Below are 18,090 nucleotides of genomic sequence, written 5' to 3' on the forward strand. Positions count from 1 at the left end.
CAGCAGGAGACGTTATGACAGAAATCACCCTTCTTGATGGCGGCATGGGCCAAGAACTGGTCCACCGTGCCGGCGACAAGGCAACGCCGCTTTGGGGCACGCAGGTCATGGTCGACCACCCCGGTATGGTCGAGACCGTGCACCGCGATTACTTTGCCGCAGGGGCCACCATCGCGACATCCAACACCTACGCGATCTTCTGTGACCGGCTGGAGGGCACACCCTACGAGAGCCGCTTTGCCGAATTGAATGACGCTGCAATGGCCGAAGCCAAGGCCGCTGCGGCAGACTTTGATGGCGCGCGCGTTGCCGGTGCGATTGGACCGATCAAGGCCAGCTACCGTCCGGATCTGCACCCGGATTATGATGAAGCGGTCAAAATTTACCGCGAAAAGGCACAGATGACTGCGCCGATGTCGGACCTGATCCTGTGCGAAACGGTCGTGTCCGTTTCCCATGCACGCAGCATTCTTGATGCTTCGTTGGAAACGGGTTTGCCGGTCTGGGTGGCCTTGTCGGTCGATGACCAAGACGGCACGCGCCTGCGCTCGGGCGAACCTTTGGCTGATGTGTTGCCCCATATTGGCAAGGCTTCAGCGGTGTTGATCAACTGCTCAGCGCCCGAAGCGATCAAGCCTGCCTTGGATATTCTGAAAACCGCTGGTCTGCCTTTCGGGGCCTATGCCAACGGGTTCGAAAAGATCACGCAGGAATTTCTGGAAGACAAGCCCACTGTCGATGCCCTAAGCGCGCGGCGCGATCTGACGCCCGCCGCCTATGCCGATCACGTCATGGGCTGGATCGACCAAGGGGCCACCATCGTGGGCGGTTGCTGCGAAGTCGGCCCCGCCCATATCAAAGAAATCGCCGGGCGGTTGCGCGCGGCGGGTCACACCATCGTCTAAGGAAATCATCTTATGGCTCTCCCCTCTCATGCGCGTGTTGTTATCATCGGGGGGGGCGTCATTGGATGTTCTGTCGCCTATCACCTAACCAAACTGGGGTGGAAAGATGTGGTTCTGCTGGAACGCAAGCAGCTCACATCGGGGACGACTTGGCATGCTGCGGGTTTGATTGCGCAGCTTAGGGCCAGCGCGAATATGACGCGATTGGCAAAGTACAGCCAAGAGCTGTACGGCGATCTGGAAGCCGAAACAGGCGTCGCTACGGGGTTCAAACGCTGCGGGTCAATCACGGTGGCGCTGACGGATGAACGTCGCGAGGAAATCTTTCGCTCGGCGGCGATGGCGCGGGCCTTTGGCGTGGACGTAGAGGAAATCGGACCCGACGACGTCAAAGCCTGCTATCCGCATCTGAACACGGATGGCGTGACGGGCGGTGTATATCTGGACAAGGACGGGCAGGGTGATCCGGGCAATATCGCGCTGGCACTGGCCAAAGGCGCGCGGCAACGCGGGGCGCAGATATTCGAACGGGTCAAGGTTACCAAAGCGTTGCGCTCGGGGCGGCGTGTTACGGGTGTTGCCTATACAACAGACGACGGCACCGAGGGCGAGATCACCTGCGATCATGTGGTCAATTGCGCGGGCATGTGGGGCCACGATGTTGGCCGCATGTTGGGGACCAGCATCCCGCTGCAAGCCTGCGAACATTTCTATATCGTGTCCGAGCCGATCAAGGGGCTTGAGCAGTTGCCGGTGCTGCGGGTGCCTGATGAATGCGCCTACTATAAATATGACGCGGGCAAGATCATGCTGGGGGCGTTTGAACCGGTCTCGAAACCATGGGGGATGCAGGGCATTCCTGACAGTTTCGAATTCGACCAACTGCCCGAGGATTTCGATCACTTTGAACCGATCCTAGAGGCCGCCGTAAACCGTATGCCGATGTTGGCAGAGGCCGGGATTCATACGTTCTTTAACGGACCAGAAAGCTTTACCCCTGACGATGCCTATCATCTGGGGCTGGCCCCCGAGATGGACAATGTCTGGGTCGCTGCGGGGTTCAATTCAATCGGTATTCAGTCCGCTGGTGGCGCGGGTATGGCGTTGGCGCAATGGATGGACGAGGGGGCAAAACCCTTTGATTTGGGCGATGTCGATATTGCCCGGATGCAACCGTTTCAGGGCAACAAAACCTATCTCGTGGAACGTGCGCGCGAGACGCTCGGCCTGCTATATGCCGACCACTACCCCTATCGGCAAAAGGCCACCGCGCGCGGGATCAGGCGGACGCCGTTTCATACCCAATTGCTGGAACATGGCGCCGTGATGGGGGAACTGGCAGGGTGGGAACGTGCCAACTGGTTCGCAAACCCCGGCCAGACGCCTGAATACGAGTATAGCTGGAAGCGGCAAAACTTCTTTGGCAACGTGGCTGATGAACTTGCGGCGGTGCGCAGCAATGTCGGTCTCTATGACATGTCATCATTTGGCAAAATCCGTGTCGAAGGGCGCGATGCGACGGCGTTCCTGAACCATATCGGGGGCGGTCAATATGACGTGCCGGTGGGCAAGATTGTCTATACGCAGTTCCTGAATGACCGCGCCGGGATCGAGGCGGATGTCACAATCACGCGCCTGTCAGATACGGCCTATCTGGTGGTCACCCCTGCCGCGACACGTCTGGCAGATGAGACCTGGATGCGTCGCCATCAGGGCGATTTTAATGTGGTCATCACCGATGTGACGGCGGGCGAGGCCGTGCTGGCCGTCATGGGGCCAAACGCGCGCAAGCTGATGCAGGCGATCAGCCCGAATGATTTTACCAACGCGGTGAACCCTTTTGGCACGGCCCAAGAGATCGAGCTGGGCATGGGCACCGCGCGCGTGCACCGCGTGACCTATGTGGGGGAATTGGGGTGGGAGGTCTACGTCAGTGCCGACATGGCCGCCCACGCGTTCGAGACAGTGATGGCTGCGGGGCAGGACATCGGGGCAAAGCTGTGCGGGATGCACATGATGGACAGCGCCCGCATCGAAAAAGGGTTCCGCCATTTCGGTCACGACATCACCAGCGAGGATCACGTGCTAGAGGCCGGGCTTGGCTTTGCGGTGAAAACCGACAAGCCAGCGTTCATCGGGCGCGATGCGGTGTTACGCAAAAAGGAAAGCGGGCTGGAACGGCGGATGGTGCAGTTCAAACTGACCGACCCCGAACCGCTGCTGTATCACAACGAGCCGGTTTTGCGGGACGGCCAGATTGTCGGATATCTGTCGTCGGGTGCGTATGGGCACCATTTGGGCGCGGCTGTCGGTCTGGGCTATGTCCCCTGCGCGACAGAGACGCCAGCGCAGGTGTTGGCATCCGGGTATGAGATCGACATCGCGGGGACGCGGGTTAAGGCCGAAGTGTCGCTAAAACCGATGTATGATCCATCGTCGGAACGCGTCAAAGTTTGAGGGTGGCGGTCTGCTGACCCGACGCGTAAGCAAGGGACATAGGAGACCAAAAATGCGCAACCCGGATACGCTTTCTGCCGATCACAAGCCAACGTCAGAGGACACGCCCCAAGGGCTTGGCTTTGCGGTCGGGGCCTATGTCATGTGGGGGTTTTTGCCGCTGTATATGAAGGCGATTGCCCATATCCCTGCTGCCGAAATCGTTGTGCATCGGATCATCTGGTCGGTCCCCGTTGGTGCGCTGGTGCTGATCCTGCTGGGCCGCACGGCCACCCTGCGCGAGGCATTCCGGTCCCCGCGCACCTTGCTGATGGGCTGCGTGACGGCGTCGCTGATTTCGATCAACTGGGGCATCTACATCTGGGCGGTCAATTCGGGCCACGCGCTGGATGCGTCGTTGGGCTATTATATCAACCCGTTGTTCAGCATCTTGTTAGCGTCGGTATTACTGGGCGAACGCCTGTCAAAACTGCAAATGGCCGCGATTGCCTTGGCGGCGGTTGCCGTGGGGATTTTGACGGTCGATTCAGGGAAATTCCCTTGGGTGGCGCTTAGCTTGACGTTGACCTTTGGCTTGTATGCGTTGGCCAAGAAACGGCTGCCGATCGGCCCGAACCAAGGGTTCTTGCTTGAGGTGTTGATCCTGTTGATCCCGGCATTGATCTATCTGGGGTATCTTAGTGCCACGGGTCAAACGCATTTCTTGCAAGGGACACCTTTTGACACGTGGATGCTGTTTGGCTGCGGTCTGGTCACGGCTGTGCCGTTGATCCTGTATGCCAACGGGGCCAAGCGGTTGCGCCTGTCCACAATCGGCATCCTGCAATATATCGCGCCGACGATGATCTTTCTGTGTGCGGTGCTGGTATTCGATGAACCCTTTGGCCGCGCGCGGATGATCGCGTTTCCGATGATCTGGGCGGCGCTGGTGATCTATTCGATCTCGTTGTTCCGTCAGATGCGGCACAAATAGGGGGGCCGTTTACCGCCCCCCAAACGCCTCATGAAAGCGCGTCTTTGAAGGCGAGGAAACTGGGGTCTTTCATCACCCGTGCATTCATTGCATCACGCAACGCACCGATGGATTTATGCGGGCGCATGGCGACCTCGAACTTGGCGATCAACCCGTCGTCGCCCAATGTGATCAGATCAACGCCTACGGCATCCAGATCGCCGATCTTGCATTGAAACTCTAGCGCCCAGTCGTTGCCTTCACCCATAATGCGACGGTATTTGAAATCGCTGAACACTTGCCCCACATGCCCCAATACAGCTGCAACAGGCGCGCGGCCTGTCCATGTCTTGTAATAGGTCGGCGGCATGAATGTGACGTCCTCTGCCAGTAGCGGCGCGATCTTGTCGGCTTCGCCTTTGGCGACGACGTCGATCATATTGGTAATTGTAGGGTGCATGGTCGGTCCTTTGCAGCAGGTGGGTTGAAAAACCACCCTACATCTGAGACGGACAGGTATGGAAACAGAATATAACCCGCCGCAAGATCCTTTGGTGGTTTTGCACGAAGACGCCGAAGTATTGCTGGTCGATAAACCCGCAGGTTTGCTGTCGGTTCCCGGCAAGGGGCCGCATCTGGCCGACTGCCTGATTTCACGTGTGCAGGCGGTATTTCCGGACGCCTTGCTGGTGCACCGGTTGGACCGTGACACATCGGGTGTGATGATCTTTGCGCTGACGCCCTATGCGCAGCGGCATCTGGGGTTGCAGTTCGAAAAGCGCATGACCCGCAAGACCTATGTCGCACGTGTCTGGGGCGTGCCCGAGGAAAAGTCGGGAACGATTGATCTGCCGCTGATCGTGGACTGGCCGAACCGGCCGCTTCAGATGGTGTGCCATGAAACCGGCAAATCCGCGCAAACGGACTGGCGGCTTTTGAAGGACGAAGGCGACACATCGCGCATCCGCCTGTCGCCCAAAACCGGCCGCAGCCATCAGTTGCGGGTTCACATGCTCAGCTTGGGCCATCCGATACTGGGTGATCCGTTTTACGCCACGGGTCCTGCCTTGGATTTTCCGCGCATGATGCTGCATTCAGAGGAACTGCGCTTCAACCATCCGCAAGGCGGGCGATCCACCAAAGTCAGGGCACCCGCACCATTCTAGCAAGGCTGCGTGATCAGATTTTGATCCAGCGGTCGGGCAGAATATCGGGGTTGTTCAGCTTTGGATCGTTGAACCATTTGATAGGTCCTGCGACGCGTTTATCAGGGTTCGTATTCAACCACGCCCCCCACCAGCTGAACGATGAATTCGCGATGACATTGTGCTGGCACCGCGACATCAGCCGCAGGTCTTCGTAATCGGTATCGGGGCCGTTGAAATCGACGACCACCTTTTCGAAAGGCAGTGGCAGGTTGTCTTTGGCCCATTGCGGATCATCAGAAAAAACATAAACTGTCGGCGTTTCCAGCCCGTCCGTGACAGCGGCAAGAGCCGCCTCGTAATAGGCCTGATCGCAGGTGCCATGCGCCCCCAAAGCAAGGTAATCCCCACGCCGTACATGCAGGGATACAGACGGGCCCGAGGCGATCCGCTGTGCCATCTCGGCATTTTGTGACGACATCGGGTGGCGCGGTACAAAGGCCGCGCGGATATCATCGGCAATGGCAGCAAAGTAGCGTTCGCATTGCCAGTAGCCGTGCAGATAGGTGCCATCGGGCAGGGCCTCAAAGGCGGGATTATAGCCCAACCCTTTCTCGCGGTAGATTTTGGGCGCAAGGCCAAGGCCACGCCAGATGTAATACGCAAGGGGCCGTTCATGCTGTGCGGGCGGCAGGTTCTGCGGTGTCGTCAGGTCCAGATCAAATACGCGGGTCAGCCCGCCTTCGCCTTTGTGGACAGCGCGGCGGGTATCCAGCGTGAACGGCACATCAAGACGCGCCGCCAATCCCCGGGCGGCGGCGTATTGAAACATCTGATTTCCCAAACGGCCATGCAGTCGTGCGTAGATCATCGCGATCCCCTGATATGATTTAGATGGCTTTTACCAAAAGACGTCTGGATAGGAAATCATTGGCGACATCACGCGCCGCCAAAAGAAAAGGGGCCACCCAGTATAGGCGGCCCCCTTAAAATCACATGTCTTTATTCAGCAGCCCAGCCGGAGACCGCTTTGATTTCGGTGAAATCCTCGATCCCGTACATGCCGCCTTCGCGACCGTTGCCGGACTGTTTCATGCCACCAAAAGGCGACCCTGCTGCACGGCCTTGGCCGTTCATTTCGACCATGCCGGACCGCAGCTGACGGGCCAGACGGTTACGACGTGCGCCATCTTGGCTTTGGACATAGTTGGTCAGGCCATAGACCGTGTCATTCGCGATCTGAACGGCTTGCTCTTCGGTGTCGAACTTCATGATTGACAGAACCGGACCAAAGATTTCCTCGCGGGCGATGGTCATGTCTGGCGTCACATCAGCGAACACTGTCGGTTTAACAAAGAAACCACGGTTCAACCCGTCAGGGCGACCCGTGCCGCCAGCGACCAAACGCGCACCTTCGTCGATGCCTTTTTGGATCAGGTCCTGAATCTTGTTGAACTGGGTTTCGTTAACGACGGGGCCAATGTGGCGACCTTCTTGGGATGCGGGGCCTACGGTCACTTGCGCTGCCACTTTGCCCGCTTCTTCGACGGCTTTGTCATAGACATCGGACTGCACCAACATACGGCTGGGCGCGTTACACGACTGGCCGGTGTTGTTCATCATGTGCAGAACGCCGCGTTTGACCGCCTTGTCATCCGCATCGTTAAAGATCAGGTTCGCGCCTTTGCCGCCCAATTCCAGATGCACTTTCTTAAGCGTATCTGCAGCAGCTTTGGAAATCAGCGTGCCCGCGCGTGTGGAGCCGGTAAAGCTGACCATGTCGATATCTTTGTGGCAGGACAACTGGCTGCCGACACCGACGCCGTTACCGTTCACAAGGTTGAACACACCTTTGGGGAAACCCGCTTCGTCCATCATTTCGGCAAAGATCATGGCGTCCAGCGGGCTTTCCTCGGACGGTTTCAGGACCATGGTGCACCCCGCAACGACGGCGGCACCGACCTTGAGGGTGACCTGGTTCATTGGCCAGTTCCAAGGGGTGATCAGCGCTGCAACGCCAACCGCCTCGCGGATGATGCGGTCGTTCGGGGCGTGATCGCCAAGAGGCTGTTCGAATTTGAACTCTTTCGCGGCCTTGATGAAGTTGCTGAGGTGCCATGTGCCGGCACCAACCTGCGATGTGCGGGACAGTTCAAGCGGGGCACCCATTTCGGTGCTCATGGCTGTGGCCAGATCTTCGGCGCGGGCTTGATAAATCTCAAGCAGCTTTTCCAGCAGGGCGATACGTTCGGCAGGTGGGGTGGCCATCCAACCGGGCAGCGCAGCCTTGGCGGCGGCTACTGCTGCATCTGTATCTGTCTGATCACCAAGGGAAATAACCGCACAGGGTTCTTCGGTGGACGGGTCGATCACGTGGTAATCATTTGGCTTTGCGGGCGAAACCCATTCGCCGTTAATATAGAACTCGCGTTTCTCTAGCATTGGAAAGCTCCTTTTATGATATCGCAGCACGGGGGTTGCCCTTGCCATTTGCGCACACCATGTCACCACAGTGTCGCACCTGCAAGTGAGGCCTTTCACAGGTCTGAGAAAGACATATATAGATTATAGAATATGAAGTTTAACAACGACAGGAGACTTTAAAATGGCTTTGCGTATCAACGATACAATCCCGGACATGACCGTCGAAACCGATCAGGGCATGATCAATCTGCACGAATGGGTTGGGGACAGCTGGGCGATCCTTTTCTCGCATCCCAAGGACTTTACGCCGGTTTGCACGACCGAATTCGGTGCCGTGGCGCAACTGGCCGATGAATGGGCCAAGCGGGGCACGAAAGTGATGGGTATTTCCGTGGACAGTGCCGAAGAGCACAAGAAATGGAAGAACGACATCGAAGGTTTCGCCAAAGCCAAAGCGGGTTTCCCGATTATCGCTGACGAAGATTTGAAGGTCGCCAAGGCGTTCGACATGCTGCCAGCCGAAGCTTACATGCCCGATGGTCGCACACCAAACGACAGCGCGACTGTGCGCGCCGTGTTCATCGTGGGGCCTGACAAAAAGCTGAAGCTGTCGATGACTTATCCGATGTCGGTTGGCCGTAACTTTGCCGAAGTCCTGCGCGCGCTCGACGGTTTGCAAATGTCGTCTGGCAAAGGCGTGGCAACGCCTGCGAACTGGAATGTGGGCGATGACGTGATCATCCCGACATCTGTCTCGGATAGCGATGCCAAGACCAAGTTTGGTGAATTCACAACGGTTCTGCCGTATCTGCGCACAACCAAAGCACCCAAATAAGGGCAGCTTAGGGTCGTTGTGGCCGTAGTCTGACCTGCGCGCGATACCACGCGCGCTTGATTTCCCGCATCAGCTTACCGCTGGTGCGGGTTTTTTGTTGGATGGTGGACCCGCCGATTTGCCCTGCAATCTCGGTTAGCCCGTTCGGCAGCAGCGTGTGGACCGGCTGTCCGGTGACCCAGTGCATTTGCAACCATGTATCAATGGGGCGGTCAATCTGTTCCGATTTCGCCAGCAGGCGTTTTGCTGCCTCGCGGCCCACGACCTGACAGCCTGTTTGCAAACCGATTTTTCGCGGCAGCAGCAGCCGAGTGTCGCCGTCAACGGCAATGATGGTGCCTGTCTTCTCGCGGTTCTTAAAGGGCAGGCGGATGAACATCTCGGGGGTCATGTGGGCCGCGATCATCGACAGGCTACGGGCGAAGTCTGGCAATGAAACTGCCACGTCATCCTCGGCCACGATTGCATAGTCCCAACCGTTATCCACGATCATCTGCCAGCATTTGCGGTGGCTGGCAAAACACCCCATCTCGCCGCCCTTCATCGCAAAGGGATAGGCCGGCTTTTGCAGGTTGCCGGGAAAAATCCGCAGATCAGCCACTTGGGCCGGATCACGACCATCGACGGCGTCAACAAGCTGTGCATCGGGGAAATCGCGTAGCAGCTTTTCGGCATTGGGACGCCGTTCAGTGCTGCCGGGCATGTGGATGATAAGTGTGTTCATTGGCGTGGAATAACCCGTTTTATGGGGTTTTCAAAGCTTTGATATGGCGGGTCGGAATGTCTACGCCCAGGGCGCAAAAGCAAAAAGCCCCGGCGTTTCCACCGGGGCTTTGTCGTTTTCGAAAGCGGCTAAGGATTACTCCTCGGCACCTTCTTCTTTTTTGATTTCTTCGCCAGTTTCCTGATCGACGACTTTCATCGACAGGCGCACCTTGCCGCGATCGTCAAAGCCCAGAAGTTTGACTTTCACTTCCTGACCTTCCTTCAGAACATCCGAAGGGTGGTTCAGGCGGCGGTTTTCGATCTGGGACACGTGGACCAGACCGTCGCGCTTGCCAAAGAAGTTCACGAATGCACCGAAATCAACGATCTTGACGACGGTACCGGTGTAAACCGCACCTTCTTCAGGCTCGGCCACGATGGACCAGATCATGTCATAGGCTTTCTTGATCGAGTCGCCGTTTGGCGATGCGATCTTGATGATGCCTTCGTCGTTGATGTCGACCTTGGCACCGGACACTTCAACGATTTCGCGGATCACTTTACCACCGGAACCGATAACTTCACGGATCTTGTCGGTTGGGATCTGCATCGTTTCAATGCGTGGTGCGTGGACCGAGAATTCACCCGCGCCGGACAGTGCTTTGTTCATCTCACCAAGGATGTGAACGCGGCCAGCTTTGGCTTGGGCCAAGGCTTTTTCCATGATCTCTGGCGTGATGCCTGCGATCTTGATGTCCATTTGCAGCGACGTGATACCTGCTTCGGTACCGGCCACTTTAAAGTCCATGTCGCCAAGGTGGTCTTCGTCACCCAAGATGTCGGACAGGATCGCATAGGAACCGTCTTCTTCGAGGATCAGACCCATGGCAACACCAGCGACTGGCGCTTTCAACGGTACACCTGCGTCCATCATGGACAAGGAACCACCACAAACCGACGCCATCGAGGAAGAGCCGTTCGATTCAGTGATCTCGGACACAACGCGGATGGTGTAAGGGAAGTCGGTGGAAGCCGGCAGAACTGCCTGCAACGCACGCCAAGCCAGCTTACCGTGACCGATTTCGCGACGGCCAGGGCCGGACACGCGACCAACTTCACCAACCGAGTAGGGAGGGAAGTTATAGTGCAGCAGGAAGTTGGATTTGAAGTTGCCGTGCAGTGCATCGATGAACTGTTCGTCGTCGCCGGTGCCCAATGTGGTCACAACCAGACCTTGAGTTTCGCCACGTGTGAACAGGGCGGAACCGTGTGTGCGCGACAGGATGCCTGTCTCGGATACGATTTCACGGATTTCGTCAGTCTTGCGACCGTCGATGCGTGTGCCTGTCTTAACAACGTCACCGCGCAGGATAGACGCTTCAAGCTTTTTCAAAGCGGAACCAAGGTTCGCATCGTCTTTTTGCTCGTCGGTCAGGGCTGCTTTGATGGTTTCGCGTGCGGCTGCAACAGCGGCGGTGCGCTCTTGCTTGTCGGCAATTGCAAAGGCAGCGCGCATTGCGTCTTCGCCAGCGGCTTTGACGGCAGCGGACAGGTCCGAATAGTCAACAGGCTGGAAATCAAACGGCTCTTTCGCGGTGTCTTCGGCCAGATCAATGATCAGGTCGATAACAGGCTGGATCTGCTCGTGGGCGAATTTAACCGCACCCAGCATCTCTTCTTCCGACAGCTCGTAGGCTTCGGATTCAACCATCATCACGGCTTCTTTGGTACCGGCAACCACCAGATCAAGACGCTGTTCAGGCTTCAGGCGCAGGTCCTGCATGTCGTCAACGGTCGGGTTCAGGATGTAATCGCCATCTTCAAAACCAACGCGGCACGCGGCAATCGGGCCACGGAACGGCGCGCCGGAAATGGTCAGCGCTGCGGATGCAGCGATCATGGCGACCATATCGGGGTCGTTAACCAGATCGTGCGATAGAACGGTACACATCACCAGAACTTCGTTTTTGAAGCCGGGAACGAACAGCGGGCGGATCGGACGGTCGATCAAACGGGCTGTCAGTGTTTCTTTCTCGGTGGGGCGGGCCTCACGTTTGAAAAAGCCACCCGGTACTTTACCGGCGGCATAGTATTTCTCTTGGTAGTGAACGGTCAGCGGGAAGAAGTCCTGACCGGGCTTTTGCTGACGTGCAAAAGTGACGTTGGCCATGACGCTGGTTTCGCCCAGTGTCGCGATAACCGAACCGTCTGCCTGACGGGCCACTTTGCCTGTTTCCAGTGTCAGCGTTTCTTCGCCCCACTGCATGGATTTTGTCGTTACATTAAACATCTACGTTTCCTGTTTCGGCCCGCGTTGGGCCATTTGCGTAGGGGGCATATTCCCCCTGACTCCGGTATCTTCTTTGTCGGGCGCTGGAGTCCGGGCGCCGGCTTTCAGATTGTGCGGCCATACAGGAGTTTGCATGCGATGGGAAGAGAAGCGTTGATCTGGCGATTATCTGCGCTGAAAGGCAGCGTTTGCGCCGCGCCCCTGAATTCTATGAGCAAGCGGGCGTAATTGTTTTGCAGGGTGCGAACGGAAAGGCGTTTACGACAGCGCCTTGGACATTTTGTAATTTGTCAGCGTCACTCCGCCCTTTTCAACAGTTTGGGCACAATCGACCGACCAGCCCATGCGTTCAAAAAACGGTCTCGCCTTTTTGCTGGCCTGAGTGGTCGCGAGCTTCACGCCAAACGCGCGTGCGCGCTGTTCCACTGCATCATATAGTTTACGGCCGATGCCCTGACCCATTGCATTGGGGCTGACAAAAGCCAGATCGCTGTAACCCGTTTCATCAATTGTCATGAACCCCACCAATTGACCGGCGGTTTCCGCCGCAAACCCCTGCACACCGACAAACCTGTTCCGCCACCCGTCTGTGTCGGGGCTGGTGCCCGCCCAGGCTTGGCGTTGTTCAGCTGAATACACATCTGCCGTTCCGCGGTGAATTGCGTCGAAAAATACCTGCACGGCTTGGGGGCCGTCTGTTGGCTCCAATGGCCTGATCTTGATGATGTTCCGGGTCATTTTGGCCTAATGCGCGTGCTGGTGATTGAAGGCTGAACGGACTGTTCAGCAGACCCGCTTTAACGAAAAAACCGCCCCTTGTCTCCAAGGTGCGGTTCAATTCGTAATAGGAATGCAGTGCTAAATTAGCGGCGCAGGCCCAGACGTTTGATCAGGTCTTGATAACGGGCGTCATCTTTACCTTTGACGTAATCCAAAAGCTTCCGGCGCGTCGCAACCATTTTCAACAGACCACGGCGACCGTGGTTGTCTTTCTTGTGGGTTTTGAAGTGCTCGGTCAGCGTTGCAATGCGCGAGGACAGAATGGCAACCTGTACTTCGGGCGAACCTGTGTCGCCTTCTTTGGTGCCAAATTCTTTCATGACGCGTGCTTTTTCTTCTAGCGTAATCGACATCGGGGTCTCCTTTTCAAAAGGTTAAGGTAATGGCGCAGGCCGGGATGTCGTCCAGCACTGGCCCATGGAGTATCCCCACCGTTTTGAATCAGCGGGCGATGGGCGCGTATAGGAAAGTTTTGGATGCTTGGCAAAGACTTTATTGCGATGCCGCTTTCGACAATGGTTGAAATCAGATTTACGCCAGCCAAGCGCGTCAGATCAGCTCAAGGCGAGCCCGGCTGCAATGGCGGAGGTCAGCGGGACAATCGAAACATCTGCGGCGGTCAAAATGTTCGCGCTTTTCACAGACGCTACAATTACCCCGTTCATGCGCACCAGCGTTTGATCCAGATAGTCTGGGTCAGGATCGACTGAAACCTCGGGCTCGTCATAGTCTGCGCTGCGGTCGTCCCAAACCAGCAACAGGCTGTCATCCTCGCGCTCGAAATCCTCTATCAGGGGGGCATTCCCGTCGGTGATCCAATCACCAATGATAATTTTATCAGCGCCGTCCCCGGCTGTGACAATGTCATTTTGGCCCGCAACAATGGTATCGTCGCCGCCGCCACCATTCAGAAAATCGCCCGCATCGTCGTCGGTAATGCCATCAACATCCGGATCATCCTCGACCCCGATGATCAGATCATTACCCCAGCCGCCAAACAGCGCATCCGCACCCTGCCCACCGATGAGGGTATCATCGTCCAAACCACCAAGCAGCGTGTCGTCATCGTCATCGCCAAACAGCACGTCCTCGCCTGCGGATCCCACGAGCGAATCATTTCCTGTACCACCGTACAATACATCATTGCCGTTATGGCCAAACAGGCTGTCATCGTCGCTGCCGCCCTCGATCAGGTCATCACCATCATTACCATGCAGATCGTCATTTCCCGCGTCGCCCGTGACGGTATCATTGCCCGCGTCGCCACGTGCATAATCGTCGCCGCTTTGACCCGCGATCAGATCGTCACCCGCGTTCCCACCGATTTGGTCATCACCGGCATCGCCGCTCAACAGGTCTGCCCCGCTCCCTCCCGAGAGTACCATCCCGTTTGTATCATTCGTATCTTCGGATAAGGATTCCTCGTCCTGATCACCATCGGGGCTGATATCGACAAAGGCCGCCGCCCCCACTGCCACCAAACCCATCAAACCGGCCAAGAACAACATTGCAGAATTCCAATTTCATTGACCCGCGCAAGACGCATCACCCCAAGAAGAAATGCCCATATTCCCGTCCTCAGGTCAAAATCAAAACTACTTTATGGTTAAGGCCGTCCTAATCCAGCCACGCAACCGGTTGCTGCGCATAGGAAATATATAAAGGGTGTTTTGGATGGCCGTCTTTGGACAGCCCCAGATGGAACATGGGTATGCCCTGATTTCTGAGCAAACCCTTAACGGCAGGGCCACGACCCAGATGCGCGCCATGTGTGCCCCAGGCTGCAATCACGGTATCTGCCCACGCCGCAGCTTGCAGCAATATGGTGTCATTATCCGCGCCCACCGGCGCTTGTGCCTTGCGCATCAAATGCGGGCTGGTTTCACGCCACGCAAAAATATTCGTCACCTGAAATGCACCAAACCCCAAAGCACGTGCTCGGCGTTCACATCTTTCGACGGTGGGGTCATTTGCCGCCTCGGTCGCCTTTGACGGGTTCAGCATCACGAACAAGACTTTGGACCCCGCCGGATCCCAAACCCGGCTGAGGCTGTAACGGTATCTTTCACAGTCGGAATAAACCGCGACCGATGGCGCGTCGCCTTTGATATGGCGGCGGGTAATCACGTGTCCTGGGGATTGTTGAACACACGAGAGGGATGCAGTTCGCCCGCTTTGAAACGGCCAACAGCCACCGCGCGCCCCTCGAAGGACGCCCAAACCTCGTCGCCATATTCCACGTTATGGGCGATCACCATGCCGGGGTTGCCGTTGCGCAGGCGCACGGCCCCTTCCGCAGTTGCTTTCACCTCGGGCAAATCTTGTAACCCTTTCTCCAGCGGTAAAAGATGCGCATCCAATGCATCCGTGCGGGCCATCTCTTCGATCTGTTCCATGGTCAGCCCGTCACTGGCATCGAAGGGTCCAGACCATATGCGGCGCAGTTCACGGACATGGCCCAGACATCCCAAGGCTTGCCCCAAATCACGTGCGATAGACCGGACATAGCCGCCTTTGCCGCAGACCATTTCCAACGTCACATGATCGGCGTCAGGCCGGTCGATCAACAAAAGGCTTTCCACCCAAAGGGGGCGTGCCGCAAGGTCCATGGTCTCACCCTCGCGGGCAAGCTTATAGGCGCGTTGCCCGTCCACTTTTACGGCTGAAAACTGGGGTGGCACCTGTTCGATATCACCGATGAAACCCGCCAATGCCGACTTGATTGTCTCGTCATCTGGGCGCAGGTCGCTGGTTTCCAGCACTTCGCCTTCCGCATCATCGGTATTGGTCGACACACCTAGGCGCACAGTGAACTCGTACGCTTTCAATGCATCGGTGATGAAGGGAACGGTTTTCGTCGCTTCGCCCAAGGCAATCGCCAAAACACCTGTCGCATCAGGGTCTAGCGTGCCCGCATGCCCGGCTTTGTTGGCGTTCAGCGCCCACCGCACCTTGTTCACCACAGTGGTCGATGTCGGTCCGGCAGGTTTGTCCACCACCAACCAACCTGAAATATCCCGTCCCTTGCGTCTGCGCGCCATGTTTTAACCCTATCTGATTTGGCTGCGTCCTATCAAAGTGCTGCCATATTTGCCCAGACCGACTTCATTCCAAATGGAAAAAAATCCTCGCCGAAGGCATAAAAGTTCTTGTTTCGCGGCCCTATTGATCGGCCACGACGCCAATAATCGGCCCCAGCGGGCTAAACCCAATGTCGTTGCGCCCCAGTTCGGGCGCGCGCATCCGCGAGATGTTCCCGTCAAAATACAGCGCGTTGGGCAGCTTTAGCCCGTCACGGAAGAACACACCGAAATCATAAAAGTTCACCACCTCGTTCGAGATCGCGAAATATGCTTTCTTTCCATCGGCGCTGGTCCCGACACCATTGCGCACATAGCGCGAGGTCCCGTCTTTCAGAAACTTTGGATGCAATTTGCCGTCGATCACCAGCATCGGGCCGGATTGAGTGGCGCTTGTGCACTTGGGGGCTTGGCGCATGAACCGTTTGGTCTCAAACACATCAGCGCGGCCTGCTCGCAGGCATAAAACGCCATTGGGAACCAAGCCGAAATTGCCCGGCCCTGCGCTGCTGATCACCCGCTGCACTTGTTCGCCGTTTTCTAGGTAATAGCCAACCGGCGCGCGATTTTCGTGATACATGCCGGCATTCATAGCAAAGCCAAGCCGTTTGCCCTGTTCTTTCAGCGCCTTGTCCAATGTGCTGAAATACCCGTAGGGACTGCCATCGGCAGCATATAAAAACAGCCCCAGCTTATCGCTGTTCAGGTCGACCTCGCAGACACTGTACTTGTTGCCTTCATAGATCTCGTTGCGGCAGGTTTCAGCGCCAGCTTGGCATGCCGTCCACCCTAGCAGCACAGCGATGGCCAGCAGGCGTGTCATGACGCGTCTGGGTTCGTATCGTCTGGATCCGAATCAGGGGCATCTGCATCGCGGCGGACCACGTCTTGTGCCAGCATGCGCCGGGTGTCGTCCATCCGGTCAAAGGTCTCGTCCAGTTGAAAACGCAGATCGGGCGCGAATTTCAGGACCAGTTTCTTCGAGAGCAGTCGCCGCAGTTCACCCTTGTTGCGGGCCAGCAGCTTTAGAACGTCCTCGCGGCCTTCGCCGCCCAAAGGCAAGACAAAGGCGGTGGCGATCTTGAGGTCCGAGGACGCGCGGACCTCGCCTACTGTGATCGACAGCCGGTTGAGTTCTGGGTCGTGGACATCGCCGCGCGCCAATACATCAGACAAGGCGCGGCGAATGGTTTCGCCGACGCGGAGTTGCCGTTGAGTGGGGCCCGAGCCCTCATGAGTCTTGTTCTTTGCCATATGCTTCATCTAAGGGGTCGCTGAGGTTTTGCCAAGCAGGTCGCCACGCGCTAAACCAAGCATGAAAGAGGAGCACAGCATGAGCAATACACCCGGCATCACGATTACAGGCGCTTCGGGCCGGATGGGCCAGATGTTGATTGGGCAGGTTTCTGCCAATGACCGTGTGCATTTGGTGGGCGCGCTTGAACGTGCGGGGCATCCTTGGGTCGGTCAGGACGTTGGCGTGGCCATGGGCGGTGCGGCCTTGGGTGTGATTGTCACAGATGATCCGCAGGCGGCGATTGCCCCTGCGCAGGCTGTCATCGACTTTACCGCGCCCGAGGCGACGCTGGCATTTGCGGCGATTGCTGCACAGGCGGGCACGGTTCATGTGATCGGCACGACGGGCATGACCGATGCGCAGATCGCCCAGCTTGAACCCGCATCGCATCAGGCAGTGATCGTTCGTGCAGGCAATATGAGCCTTGGCGTTAATTTGCTGACGCAACTTACAAAACGTGTCGCAGCCGCGTTGGACGAAGATTTCGATATCGAAATCATCGAGGCACATCACAACCAGAAAGTTGATGCCCCTTCCGGCACTGCCCTGATGTTGGGCGAAGCCGCGGCCGAGGGGCGCGGCGTTGCATTGGCCGATGTCTCGGATCGGGGCCGCGATGGCATCACGGGCGCGCGTAAACGGGGCGATATCGGATTTACCGCGATTCGCGGCGGTGACATCGTCGGTGAACACGACGTGTTATTTGCTGCGGCAGGCGAGCGGATCATATTGCGGCACATCGCATCTGATCGCGCGGTTTTCGCGCGCGGCGCGATAAAGGCGGCGCTTTGGGGGCAGGGCAAATCACCCGGCCAATATGATATGCTGGATGTCTTGGGCCTGAACGACTGAAACGTCCCATTGGTTCAAAGCAACCCTAAACGCTTTGCACCTTTGCTTTGCTAGAATCGCTGTTGGTTAAAAATCGACAGCGATTCCCTTTTTCTCCCAATCGCCATAGCGCACGGGCTCTGGTCCGTTTCTGCCGCCCAGCTCGGGGGGCAGTTCCATCTCTTGCGCTTTTTTGCGGCGCTCTGCTGCCTCGGCCAACGCGCGTTGCGCCGCCGGGGGCAGCTCTTGTGTGATCATGGGCAGCGGCCCCGGTGTTGGCGTTGGCGGTAAATCCGGGCCGGGTTCCGGCATCGGCTGGGGATCATGGGGCGGGCGCGGCATCGGTTTTTGGCCAGCTGTGGTCATCATCTCATCCTCTTGAGGCTACG

The 18,090-nt window shown here is 57.2% G+C and carries 19 protein-coding genes; 6 read left to right on the forward strand and 13 right to left on the reverse strand.

The window, feature by feature from the left end:
- The first annotated feature begins 14 nt into the window (after positions 1-14).
- Genes KZZ06_RS12175 through rarD form a run of 3 tightly spaced genes read left to right on the forward strand, consistent with a single transcriptional unit; the run spans position 15 to position 4,335 of the window.
- Positions 15-905, forward strand: coding sequence for a homocysteine S-methyltransferase family protein (locus KZZ06_RS12175; RefSeq protein WP_219580315.1), 891 nt, complete (start codon positions 15-17; stop codon positions 903-905).
- Positions 906-917: 12 nt separating this feature from the next.
- Positions 918-3,362, forward strand: coding sequence for an FAD-dependent oxidoreductase (locus KZZ06_RS12180; protein ID WP_219580317.1), 2,445 nt, complete (start codon positions 918-920; stop codon positions 3,360-3,362).
- A 52-nt stretch (positions 3,363-3,414) separates the two neighbouring features.
- Positions 3,415-4,335 (forward strand): EamA family transporter RarD, encoded by a 921-nt coding sequence (gene rarD / locus KZZ06_RS12185; protein ID WP_219580318.1) that lies wholly within the window; start codon positions 3,415-3,417, stop codon positions 4,333-4,335.
- 28 nt (positions 4,336-4,363) lie between these two features.
- Here the strand turns inward: rarD and KZZ06_RS12190 are convergent, their stop codons facing one another.
- The gene (locus tag KZZ06_RS12190) at positions 4,364-4,774 is read right to left on the reverse strand and encodes a nuclear transport factor 2 family protein (RefSeq protein WP_219580319.1); all 411 of its coding nucleotides are present in this window, start codon (positions 4,772-4,774) and stop codon (positions 4,364-4,366) included.
- Between the two features lie 58 nt (positions 4,775-4,832).
- Here KZZ06_RS12190 and KZZ06_RS12195 point away from each other — a divergent pair, with 58 nt between their 5' ends.
- The gene (locus tag KZZ06_RS12195) at positions 4,833-5,480 is read left to right on the forward strand and encodes a pseudouridine synthase (protein WP_219580321.1); all 648 of its coding nucleotides are present in this window, start codon (positions 4,833-4,835) and stop codon (positions 5,478-5,480) included.
- A 13-nt stretch (positions 5,481-5,493) separates the two neighbouring features.
- Here the strand turns inward: KZZ06_RS12195 and KZZ06_RS12200 are convergent, their stop codons facing one another.
- Both KZZ06_RS12200 and KZZ06_RS12205 read right to left on the reverse strand, forming a co-directional pair.
- Positions 5,494-6,330, reverse strand: coding sequence for an alpha-1,2-fucosyltransferase (locus KZZ06_RS12200; protein ID WP_219580322.1), 837 nt, complete (start codon positions 6,328-6,330; stop codon positions 5,494-5,496).
- Positions 6,331-6,461: 131 nt separating this feature from the next.
- Positions 6,462-7,901, reverse strand: a complete 1,440-nt coding sequence (locus KZZ06_RS12205) for an aldehyde dehydrogenase family protein (protein WP_219580324.1) — start codon at positions 7,899-7,901, stop codon at positions 6,462-6,464.
- Positions 7,902-8,064: 163 nt separating this feature from the next.
- On the opposite strand from KZZ06_RS12205, the gene KZZ06_RS12210 reads away from it, so the two are divergent.
- On the forward strand, positions 8,065-8,718 hold the full coding sequence (locus KZZ06_RS12210; protein WP_219580326.1) for a peroxiredoxin: 654 nt from the start codon (positions 8,065-8,067) through the stop codon (positions 8,716-8,718).
- A 7-nt stretch (positions 8,719-8,725) separates the two neighbouring features.
- Here KZZ06_RS12210 and KZZ06_RS12215 read toward each other — a convergent pair whose 3' ends face one another.
- The 9 genes from KZZ06_RS12215 to rbfA form a co-directional block, all read right to left on the reverse strand.
- Positions 8,726-9,442, reverse strand: coding sequence for a glycosyltransferase family 25 protein (locus KZZ06_RS12215; RefSeq protein ID WP_219580327.1), 717 nt, complete (start codon positions 9,440-9,442; stop codon positions 8,726-8,728).
- Between the two features lie 135 nt (positions 9,443-9,577).
- Positions 9,578-11,713, reverse strand: coding sequence for a polyribonucleotide nucleotidyltransferase (gene pnp, locus KZZ06_RS12220; RefSeq protein ID WP_219580328.1), 2,136 nt, complete (start codon positions 11,711-11,713; stop codon positions 9,578-9,580).
- 258 nt (positions 11,714-11,971) lie between these two features.
- Complete coding sequence (locus tag KZZ06_RS12225) at positions 11,972-12,451, reverse strand: GNAT family N-acetyltransferase (protein WP_219580329.1); 480 nt, start codon at positions 12,449-12,451, stop codon at positions 11,972-11,974.
- A 125-nt stretch (positions 12,452-12,576) separates the two neighbouring features.
- The gene (gene rpsO / locus KZZ06_RS12230; protein WP_093916536.1) at positions 12,577-12,846 is read right to left on the reverse strand and encodes a 30S ribosomal protein S15; all 270 of its coding nucleotides are present in this window, start codon (positions 12,844-12,846) and stop codon (positions 12,577-12,579) included.
- A 201-nt stretch (positions 12,847-13,047) separates the two neighbouring features.
- The gene (locus tag KZZ06_RS12235) at positions 13,048-14,001 is read right to left on the reverse strand and encodes a calcium-binding protein (RefSeq protein WP_219580330.1); all 954 of its coding nucleotides are present in this window, start codon (positions 13,999-14,001) and stop codon (positions 13,048-13,050) included.
- Positions 14,002-14,110: 109 nt separating this feature from the next.
- Positions 14,111-14,620, reverse strand: coding sequence for a DUF1643 domain-containing protein (locus KZZ06_RS12240; protein ID WP_219580332.1), 510 nt, complete (start codon positions 14,618-14,620; stop codon positions 14,111-14,113).
- Positions 14,617-15,534, reverse strand: a complete 918-nt coding sequence (truB, locus tag KZZ06_RS12245; protein ID WP_219580333.1) for a tRNA pseudouridine(55) synthase TruB — start codon at positions 15,532-15,534, stop codon at positions 14,617-14,619. The genes KZZ06_RS12240 and truB overlap by 4 nt, the downstream gene beginning before the upstream one ends.
- Before the next feature lie 121 nt (positions 15,535-15,655).
- Positions 15,656-16,396 (reverse strand): phosphodiester glycosidase family protein, encoded by a 741-nt coding sequence (locus KZZ06_RS12250; RefSeq protein WP_219580334.1) that lies wholly within the window; start codon positions 16,394-16,396, stop codon positions 15,656-15,658.
- On the reverse strand, positions 16,393-16,827 hold the full coding sequence (gene rbfA / locus KZZ06_RS12255; RefSeq protein ID WP_219580463.1) for a 30S ribosome-binding factor RbfA: 435 nt from the start codon (positions 16,825-16,827) through the stop codon (positions 16,393-16,395). Before rbfA ends, KZZ06_RS12250 begins: the two co-directional genes overlap by 4 nt.
- A gap of 79 nt (positions 16,828-16,906) precedes the next feature.
- Here rbfA and dapB point away from each other — a divergent pair, with 79 nt between their 5' ends.
- Positions 16,907-17,722: a 4-hydroxy-tetrahydrodipicolinate reductase gene (gene dapB, locus KZZ06_RS12260; protein ID WP_219580335.1), complete on the forward strand. Its 816-nt coding sequence runs from the start codon at positions 16,907-16,909 to the stop codon at positions 17,720-17,722.
- A gap of 66 nt (positions 17,723-17,788) precedes the next feature.
- Here dapB and KZZ06_RS12265 read toward each other — a convergent pair whose 3' ends face one another.
- A complete protein-coding gene (locus KZZ06_RS12265; RefSeq protein WP_219580464.1) occupies positions 17,789-18,067 on the reverse strand; it encodes a DUF1674 domain-containing protein in 279 nt (92 codons plus the stop codon).
- Between the last annotated feature and the right edge of the window lie 23 nt (positions 18,068-18,090).

It is taken from the genome of Sulfitobacter sp. CW3 (assembly GCF_019392245.1).
Taxonomy (GTDB): domain Bacteria; phylum Pseudomonadota; class Alphaproteobacteria; order Rhodobacterales; family Rhodobacteraceae; genus Sulfitobacter.